Here is a 2911-nt window from a genome sequence, read left to right as displayed (position 1 = left end):
GGTGAGAACGTATCAATAGGCAGTAACTTACCCTGCAAACTCTTCTGAGTCTGGACGGTTAGTAAATTGCACGCCATTTAGAAAATCGCAAAGTAGTTGGTCTTCACATACTTTGTAGTTATTGTTCTCTGGCTTACGGAAGTAGGCACCAATCTCGTACTTACTTAGGCTGATGCCTACCACTTCTAATATATCTAATACATCTTCTGCTTTCATGTTCAACGCAATACGCAGCTTCATGAAAATCATGTTGTTAGTCAGAGCTACTTCAGGTTTAGGTTGAACACCTTCTTTTTTGCCACGCTTAAGATTGATAAAACCATTTAGGAATACCGCTAACTCTTTATCTTTCATCTTAGAGCATGACTTGTCGTTGTCGTCTTTTAGCCAATTAATCACTTGGTCATGAGCAACGGTCACATCAGCTTGCTCGATAGCTTTAATGATCTGTGCATTTTTAAGGTTTAGCGCGTGTTGAATACGACGCAAGATTTCGTTGTTAGTCACTGGGGATTCCTAAAAAGGGTTTGAAGAGTAAAGAGGTGTTGGTTAGCCCGTTATTGTCGGCAAACAAATTTCTACTCTACATAGCATAGTTGACGGCGACTCTAACAGAGAACGCTTATTTTCGGTAGATATAAAAAATCCCCAATGCTTATCAACTCATTCAAGTTAAAAGTGCATTAGGGATTTCGCTATGAGTGCTTGTTATCTGACTGAAGCCAGAGCTACATTACACGCATGCCAGGTTGAGCACCTTCGTGTGGTTCAAGGATCCACAAGTCACTGCCACCAGGACCAGCAGCTAGGATCATGCCTTCAGACATACCAAACTTCATCTTACGAGGTTTAAGGTTTGCTACCATGACAGTTAGTTTGCCTTCTAACTCTTCAGGTTTGTACGCTGACTTGATACCAGAGAATACTTGGCGAGTTTCACCACCGATGTCCAGTTGGAACTTCAGTAGCTTGTTCGCTTTTGGTACTTCTTCACATGAGATAATACGAGCAATACGCATATCGACTGCTGCAAAGGCATCGAATTCAATCTCGTCTGCGATTGGCTCTTTGTCTAGCTCAGTTTGGCTTGCTTGCTCTTTTTCAGCTTCTGCTTTTTCTTTTGCTGCTGCTTCAGCGGCTGCATCTTCTTTAGAAGACTCGATCATTGCTTCCACTTTCTTCGGATCAATACGGCTAAACAGCGCTTTGAACTTAGTGATTTCGTGATCAGTTAGCGGTGTAGCAATCGCTTCCCACGTTAGCTCTTCGTTTAGGAAAGCTTCAGTGCGAGCCGCAAGCTCTGGCATAACGGGTTTCAGGTAAGCCATTAGCACGCGGAATAGGTTAATACCCACAGAAGAAACTTCTTGAAGCTCTTTCTCTTTACCTTCTTCTTTTGCAAGAACCCAAGGTGCTTTTTCGTCGATGTACTGGTTAGCTTTATCAGCTAGTGCAGTAATTTCACGGATAGCGCGGCTGAACTCACGAGTTTCGTACAGCTGACCGATACGCTCTGCAGCAGCAACGAATTCGTTGTAAAGCTCTGGTTCTGCAAATTCAGCAGAAAGCTTGCCTTCGAAACGCTTAGTGATGAAGCCAGCGTTACGAGACGCTAAGTTAACAATCTTGTTTACCACGTCAGCGTTTACACGTTGAGTGAAGTCTTCAAGGTTAAGGTCAAGGTCATCGATACGGCTGTTTAGCTTAGCAGCGTAGTAGTAGCGAAGACACTCAGGGTCTAGGTGATTTAAGTACGTACTTGCTTTGATGAATGTGCCTTTCGACTTAGACATTTTCGCACCGTTCACCGTTACGTAGCCGTGTACGAATACGTTGTTTGGCTTACGGAAACCAGCGCCTTCTAGCATTGCAGGCCAGAATAGGCTGTGGAAGTAAACGATGTCTTTACCGATGAAGTGGTAAAGCTCAGTTGTGCTGTCTTTCTTCCAGTATTCGTCAAAGTTGAGATCGTCGCGCTTGTCACATAGGTTCTTGAAAGAAGCCATGTAGCCAACAGGAGCGTCTAGCCAAACGTAGAAAAATTTGTTTTTCTCGCCTGGGATTTCGAAACCGAAGTAAGGTGCATCACGTGAGATATCCCACTGTTGCAGGCCAGACTCGAACCATTCCTGCATTTTGTTTGCAGTTTCATTCTGTAGAGAACCAGAACGAGTCCACTCTTTAAGCATGCTTTCGAACTGAGGTAGGTCGAAGAAGAAGTGCTCAGAATCTTTCATTACTGGAGTTGCGCCAGAAACCGCTGATTTAGGGTTAATTAGCTCAGTTGGGCTGTATGTCTCACCACAGTTATCACAGTTATCACCATACTGGTCTTCTGACTTACACTTAGGGCAAGTACCTTTTACGAAGCGGTCTGGTAGGAACATCTCTTTCTCAGGGTCGAAAAGCTGAGAAATAGTACGGCTAGAAATGAAGCCGTTCTTTTTAAGTTCTAGATAGATGTGAGAAGCCAGTTCACGGTTCTCTTCGCTATGTGTGCTGTGGTAGTTATCAAAGCTGATATCAAAGCCAGCGAAGTCTTTTTGGTGCTCTTCACTAACAGCAGCGATCATCTCTTCTGGCGTGATACCCATCTGTTGAGCTTTAAGCATAATTGGCGTGCCGTGAGCATCGTCAGCACAGATGAAGTTTACAGTGTTGCCACGTAGACGCTGGTATCGAACCCAGATATCAGCTTGGATATGCTCAAGCATATGGCCAAGGTGAATAGAGCCGTTAGCGTACGGAAGCGCACAAGTTACCAAAAGTTGTCTTGGATCAGTTGCCATACTTAATAATTCGCTTTTTTGATAGGTATAAATTTTGAGAGGTAATACTACTTTATAACGTGTGATACGCCAAGGTATCAGACAAAGGATTCCCCTAGTTTTTTAGGGGTTCAGTCTTCATC

Annotated in this window: 2 protein-coding genes; both read right to left on the bottom strand. The window is 43.8% G+C overall.

What is annotated here, in order from left to right; genetic code table 11:
* Positions 1–27: 27 nt before the first annotated feature.
* Positions 28–507 carry a DUF1456 family protein gene (locus AB4653_RS19760; RefSeq protein ID WP_102257903.1) on the bottom strand — a complete coding sequence of 160 codons (480 nt, stop codon included), beginning with the start codon at positions 505–507 and terminating at the stop codon, positions 28–30.
* A 221-nt stretch (positions 508–728) separates the two neighbouring features.
* Positions 729–2789, bottom strand: coding sequence for a methionine--tRNA ligase (metG, locus tag AB4653_RS19755; protein ID WP_009848620.1), 2061 nt, complete (start codon positions 2787–2789; stop codon positions 729–731).
* Positions 2790–2911 lie beyond the last annotated feature (122 nt).

The organism is Vibrio sp. 10N.222.48.A3, assembly GCF_041475345.1.
Lineage (GTDB): Bacteria > Pseudomonadota > Gammaproteobacteria > Enterobacterales > Vibrionaceae > Vibrio > Vibrio tasmaniensis_A.
The sequence above is the reverse complement of the archived record's forward strand: the minus strand, read 5'-3'. Positions and strand labels throughout refer to the sequence as shown.

Bases quoted from the DNA above. Each gene is read 5' to 3' on its own strand.
- metG (WP_009848620.1), bottom strand. From the start codon at position 2,789: ATGGCAACTGATCCAAGACAACTTTTGGTAACTTGTGCGCTTCCGTAC.